The following is a 5,702-nucleotide window of genomic DNA, read 5'->3' as shown; positions in this document are numbered from 1 at the left end:
TACGTACTTACATCTTATTACCTACTCTAAGGCATCTTTGTTTTTCAAGAAGAAGTGGGCCACCGTGTTATGGCCCCGTGACGGTAGTTCAGACGTGTGCTCTTCCGTGCTCGGCCGGGGCGCGGGCCGGCGGCCCGACCGCCCGATCTGGCCGACGGGCTCGACGCGCTGCACCGGATCGCCAACCGGCGTGGGCTGGTCGTGGTGGTCTCCGACTTCCTCGACGGCCTGCCCGACGACCCCGGCCAGGCGGCGCCGTGGGAGCGGACCATGCGCCGGCTGGCCGTCCGGCACCAGGTGCTGGCTATCGAGGTGACCGACCCGCGTGAGTTGGAACTCCCGGACGTCGGCCTGATCACGCTCGTCGACCCGGAGACCGGCCGGCACCGCGAGGTGTGCACATCGGACCGTGGGCTTCGCGAGCGGTACGCGGAGGCCGCCGCCGCCCAGCGCGAACAGGTCCACCAGGCGTTGCGCCGCAGTGCGGCCACCCACCTGCCGCTGCGCACCGACGGGGACTGGAGCGCGGACATCGTCCGGCACGTGCACGCCCAGCGTCGGTTGGCCGCCGCGCCGGTCGGCCAGCGCCGGGGAGGTGCCGCGTGATCTGGCAGTCGCCGCTGCGACTCTGGCTGCTGCTCGGCGTGCTCGCCCTGGTCGTCGCGTACCTGGTGGTGCAGCGGCGACGCAGCCGGTACGCGGTCCGCTTCACCAACCTGCGGCTGCTGGACCGGGTGGCGCCGGAGCGGCCCGCCTGGCGTCGGCACGTACCGGCCGGGCTCTTCCTCGCCATGCTGGCGCTGCTCGTGGTCGGCTTCGCCCGCCCGAGCGCCGAGGTCCGGGTGCCCCGGGAACGGGCCACGGTGATGGTGGCGGTGGACGTCTCCACGTCGATGCTCGCCACCGACGTCGAACCGGACCGGTTGGCCGCGGCGAAGGAGGCCGCCCGGCGCTTCGTCGAGGGCCTGCCCGACGAGTTCAACGTGGGTCTCGTCGCGTTCGCCGGCAGTGCCGCCGTGCTGGTGCCCCCGGGCACCGACCGGGACGCCCTCGACGAGGGGATCGACCGGCTCGCCGAGGGCATCACCGGTGTCCAGGGCACCGCGATCGGCGAGGCCATCAACACCTCACTCGGCGCGGTCAAGAGCCTGGACAGCGAGGCCGCGAAGGAGACCCCACCCGCCCGGGTCATCCTGCTCTCCGACGGTGCTAACACCTCCGGGATGGACCCGATGGAGGCGGCCGCGGAAGCGGTGAAGGCGGAGGTGCCGGTGCACGCGATCTCGTTCGGCACACCGTCCGGGTTCGTCGACCGAGGTGGACGGCCCATCCAGGTGCCGGTGGACGGACAGACCCTCAAGGCGGTCGCCGAGGAGACCGGCGGGATGTTCCACGAGGCCAGCACCACCGACGAACTGCGGGCCGTCTACGACGACATCGGCAGCTCGGTCGGCTACCGCACCGAGCGGCAGGACATCTCGGCCCGGTTCATCGGCCTCGGACTGGTGTTCGCCATGGGTGCCGCCGCCGGCTCGATGCGCTGGTTCTCCCGGCTGCCCTGACCACCGCGCACAACCGACGTCGACCGTGAGGAGTACGCATGGCAGTGCAGACCGGACTGGGCGAACCGCGCGGTCCCTGGTTCATCTCACCGGAACTCGACCCGGACGGGCGCGGGTGGTGGGACGCGCCCGAGCGTGACCCGGGTGGGCGACGGCCCGGGCGGCTGCTCGCCGTGTTGGCCGTGGTGGCGGTCTCGGCCGTCTCCGGTGCTCTCGCCGGTGGCGTGGTGGCCAGCCGGGACGGGGCTGGTGGCCCGGCCGCGGCGTCCGCCGCCCCGGTGCCGGCCGAGTTGGTCACCGCGGCCGAGCGGACCGTACCCGGGGTGGTGTCGGTGCTGGCCGGTGGTGCGAGCAGCGGGTCCGCGACCGGCTCCGGCTTCGCCGTTGACGACCAGCAGCACCTGATCACCAACGACCACATCCTGGCCAAGGGAGGTGGCGGGCCGGTGACCGTGGAACTGCCCGACGGCCGTCGGTTCGCGGCCGAGGTGGTCGGACGGGAGCCGCGCAGCGACCTGGCGGTGCTGAAGGTGCCGGCGTCGGCCGGTCTCACCCCGCTGCCCCTGGCCAAGCCGGGCGCGACCCGGGTCGGTGAGCCGGTGCTCGCGGTGGGTTCACCACTCGGTCTGGCCGGAACGGTCACCGCGGGCATCGTCAGCGCGTTGGATCGCGAGGTGCGGCTGGGCAACAACCGGCACACCGCCGTGCAGACCGACGCGTCCATCAACCCCGGCAACTCCGGTGGGCCACTTGTCAACGCGCGCGGCGAGGTGGTCGGGGTGAACACCGCCATCGCCACCATCGACGGCAACGGCTCGATCGGCATCGGGTTCGCCATCCCGATCGACCAGGTGCAGCAGACCGCCGACACGATCATCGGCAAGGGCGGCTGAGCTGCCCGGACATCCCTGCCGTGGGGTGCCTCTGTCAGATATCCGGCCGGACGGCAGTGGACCATGGAAATATTACGCTCGGTATGGATACTGGCGGAGGTGGAGCGTCCTCTTCTCACGGTCCTCCTGCTGGTGGGCCTGGTCATCGGATGTGCGGTGGGGTCGGCGTACGCCCGGGCGCGACGCGGGTGGAACGATTACCAGACCGTCAAGAAATCGGTGCCGGGCGCCCGACGGGGCGCCTGGTCGCTGATCCGCGGCGTCGCCGTGAAGGCCGCGGTCATCGGGGTGCTGCTCTTCGGCGCGGTGGCGTACGCGGCGGTCGGCTCCGACGAGGAGACCGCCGGTCCGGCGCCCAGCCAGTCCCCGACGCAGAGTGAGCCTCCGCACCGTTAGCTAGCGGCCTGGGGTGAGGTCCAGCTACTCCAGCCGACGACACGGCGGTGGGGCTAGCCTCGGGACGTGGACGACGGACTGCGGGTGACCGACCGGTGGGTGGTGCCCGCCGGGGAGCTGCGGGAGCGTTTCTCCCGCTCGTCGGGGCCGGGTGGGCAGGGCGTCAACACCGCCGACTCCCGGGTCGAGCTCAGCTACGACCTGGCCAACTCCCCAGGCGTGCCCGAGTCGCTGCGGTCGCGGGCGTTGGCCCGGCTGGCGAACCGACTCGTCGACGGGGTGCTGACAATCGCCGCCAGCGAGCACCGGGCCCAGTTGGCCAACCGGGAGGCGGCAAGGGAGCGGATGACCGCGCTGCTGCGCGAGGCTGCCGCGCCCCCACCGCCGCCCCGCCGAGCGACCCGCCCGTCCCGTGGGGCCAAGGAGCGCCGGCTGGCCGAGAAGAAACGCCAGTCCCAGCGCAAGCGGGACCGCCGCGCCGACGACGACTAGCCCCGACGTCGCTCGGCCAGGCGGTCGGACGAGAGTCGCGAAACGGATGCCCGGTCGATCATGGAGTCGTGGTGCCCAATTTGGTCTACGGCAGGTGCTTTGCGGCCCACCACAACTCCATGATCGGCGGGGCTGTGGGGTGGGGGTCGGGCTCAGGCGGGGACGGCGGCGAGCAGCCGGTCGCGCAGCACCGCCGCCCGCTCGGCGAACCCGCGCTGCGCCGCCGCGTACTCCGCCCGGCCGTCCGGAGTCTCCACCCGCACCGGCGGGTAGCCCAGCGCCGCCAGGTCGTACGGGCTGGCCCGCATGTCCAGCGTGCGGATGTCCCGGGCCAGGTCGAACGCGTCGGCCACCAGTTCCGAGGAGACCAACGGCGACAACTTGTACGCCCACTTGTACAGATCCATGTTGGCGTGCAGGCAGCCCGGCTGCTCGTGCGCGTGCTGCGTCTCCCGGGTCGGGGTGAGCAGGTTCAACGGCCGGGCCGGCGGGGTGAAGAACCGGAACGCGTCGAAGTGGCTGCACCGCACGCCCCGCTCCTCGACGACAGCCGCGGTGTGCTCCGCGCTCAGCCGCAACGGCCAGGCGTTGTGCCGCAGCTCCTCCCGGGTCTGCCGGTAGACCATCGCCCACTCGTGCATCCCGAAGCAGCCGAAGTGCGGCGCCCGTCCGCGCGTCGCCGCCAGCAGGGAGCGGATCCAGGCGATCGACTCGCCGCGCCGGGCGCGTACCCCATCGGTGTCGAGGGTGACCCCGGCGGTGCCGGCGCGGTAGTCGCGGCCGAACTCGGCCGGATCGGCGTCGCGCAGCTCGACCCCCGACCCCGGGTGCCACCGACGCAGCTGGGCCGGGCGGTGCGAGTAGTAGGTGAACAGGAAGTCGGCCACCGGATGCCGTTCACCGCGTCGTCGCCGGGCCAGGTGCGGGGTCAGCCACACGTCCACCCGCTCCTCGTGGGCCCGCCGACGGGCCTGCCACTGCGCCACGTCGAGCACGGCGGGGGCGAGGGCGGCGGTCACGCACCCCAGGGTACGACCGCCGCCCGCACACCGGTCAGGGCATGTGCACCCGGACCCCGGCGGAGAACACCCCGCTGCGCAGCTCCAGCTGCTGGGGCGGGTCCCGCCCGTCGACGGTGAAGACCAGCGGGAGCACCATCCGGGTGCCCGCCGCCATCGGGTCGGCGAAGACGTCCCGACCCAGGTTCGCCGTCCGGGTGGCCGACTCGTCGGCGCTCACCCAGCGACCGCCGGGCAGGTACGCCCGTTGCAGCTCGCTGTGCCAGGGCTGGTGGTCACCGGTGACGTTGCGCACCCCCACGGTGGCCTCGCAGCGCCGGCCGTTGGCCGGTGCGGCACCGCCGCCGTTGGCCTTTCCGGCGGTGCCGGGCGCGCCGCAGGTCATCCGGTACACGGTGAACTCGAACGCCGACTCGCGCAACGGCACGCCCAGCGCCCCGGTGACCCCGGTGCCCGTCCACGCGCCGCTGGTGGGCTGCTTCTGCGTGTCAATCGTCGCGACCTGCCGGGTCGCCGTCCAACCCGCGGTGCCGACGACGCCGGCCAGCACCACGACGGCGGCGCCCACCAACACCCAGACCGGCGGGGTACGCCGACGCCGTACCGGGCTCGGGGCGGCCGGCCGGGGATAGATCGTCCCGCGGTCACCCCCGGCCCCGCCGCCGGTGGAGAGTGCGGCAGCCGTCACCCGACGCCCGCGCCGACGTCGCCACACCCACACCAGGGCGGCGCTGATCAGCAGCAGGACCGCCAGCCCGGCGAGCAGCACCGGGTAGCGGCGCCACGGCGGTGCCTCGGTCACCTCGGCCGCCGGTGCCGCTGCCGCCTGCCAGGTGGCCGTGGCGCAGTCGTACGGCCGGGTGCCGTCACTGGTGAACGCGCAGGTCGGCGCGGTCAGCGGTCGGCCCGGTGCGGTCGCGGCGAGCGCGGTGCCCAGCGTGGTGGTGCTGTGCGCGGGCAGCCGCAGCCGCCAGGTCACCTCCGTGGCCGATCCACCGGCCGGGGTGGACAGCCCACCACCGCTGATCGCGGTGGTCGACGCCCCGGGCGGCAGTTCCTGACGCACGGTCGTCTCCAGCGGCGAGTTGCTCACGTTGCGCACCTGGATCCGGTACCTCGGTGCCGGGCTGCTCTCCGTCGCGACCGCCACGGTGACCTGTTGCGGGGGTGCCGAGGCCGGTGCCCGGGTCGGCGGTGCCATCGCCGGTGGCGCCGATGGCGGGGTGGGCTCGGTCACCCGCGCGACCATCGCCACCGGTGGCCGGGTGGCCGTCGGTGTGGCCCCCACCGGCTCTGGCGTGGCGGCCGCTGGTTGCGGCGTGGCGGCCGCTGGTTGTGGC

6 protein-coding genes and 2 pseudogenes are annotated in these 5,702 nt (G+C 73.5%); 6 read left to right on the top strand and 2 right to left on the bottom strand.

The genetic code is table 11. From position 1 onward, the window contains the following. Positions 1-117 precede the first annotated feature (117 nt). The 5 genes and pseudogenes from PSH25_RS16665 to arfB all read left to right on the top strand — a co-directional run. Positions 118-606: pseudogene (locus PSH25_RS16665) on the top strand (DUF58 domain-containing protein); the annotation flags it as partial. After that, a complete protein-coding gene (locus PSH25_RS16660) occupies positions 603-1,562 on the top strand; it encodes a VWA domain-containing protein (RefSeq protein ID WP_238659952.1) in 960 nt (319 codons plus the stop codon). The pseudogene PSH25_RS16665 and the gene PSH25_RS16660, both read left to right, overlap by 4 nt. Positions 1,563-1,600: 38 nt before the next feature. Next, a complete protein-coding gene (locus tag PSH25_RS16655) occupies positions 1,601-2,455 on the top strand; it encodes a S1C family serine protease (RefSeq protein WP_238659951.1) in 855 nt (284 codons plus the stop codon). A 99-nt stretch (positions 2,456-2,554) separates the two neighbouring features. Next, the gene (locus PSH25_RS16650; RefSeq protein ID WP_238659950.1) at positions 2,555-2,851 is read left to right on the top strand and encodes a hypothetical protein; all 297 of its coding nucleotides are present in this window, start codon (positions 2,555-2,557) and stop codon (positions 2,849-2,851) included. A gap of 66 nt (positions 2,852-2,917) precedes the next feature. After that, entirely contained in the window at positions 2,918-3,343 is a 426-nt protein-coding gene (arfB, locus tag PSH25_RS16645) for an alternative ribosome rescue aminoacyl-tRNA hydrolase ArfB (RefSeq protein WP_238659949.1), read from the top strand. 152 nt (positions 3,344-3,495) lie between these two features. On the opposite strand, the gene PSH25_RS16640 is transcribed toward arfB, so the two are convergent. Continuing rightward, the gene (locus PSH25_RS16640) at positions 3,496-4,362 is read right to left on the bottom strand and encodes a 3-methyladenine DNA glycosylase (RefSeq protein ID WP_238659948.1); all 867 of its coding nucleotides are present in this window, start codon (positions 4,360-4,362) and stop codon (positions 3,496-3,498) included. A 34-nt stretch (positions 4,363-4,396) separates the two neighbouring features. Beyond that, the gene (locus PSH25_RS16635; protein WP_372492803.1) at positions 4,397-5,455 is read right to left on the bottom strand and encodes a hypothetical protein; all 1,059 of its coding nucleotides are present in this window, start codon (positions 5,453-5,455) and stop codon (positions 4,397-4,399) included. A 1-nt stretch (position 5,456) separates the two neighbouring features. Here PSH25_RS16635 and PSH25_RS34200 point away from each other — a divergent pair. Continuing rightward, a pseudogene (locus PSH25_RS34200) lies at positions 5,457-5,702 on the top strand (hypothetical protein); the annotation flags it as partial.

It is taken from the genome of Micromonospora foliorum (genome assembly GCF_022229015.1).
Taxonomy (GTDB): Bacteria; Actinomycetota; Actinomycetes; order Mycobacteriales; family Micromonosporaceae; genus Micromonospora; species Micromonospora foliorum.
Note: the sequence above shows the minus strand (reverse complement) of the source record. Positions and strands in the feature narration are given on the sequence as shown.

Coding starts and splice junctions, on each gene's coding strand:
- PSH25_RS16655 (WP_238659951.1), top strand. CDS start 1,601: ATGGCAGTGCAGACCGGACTGGGCGAACCGCGCGGTCCCTGGTTCATC.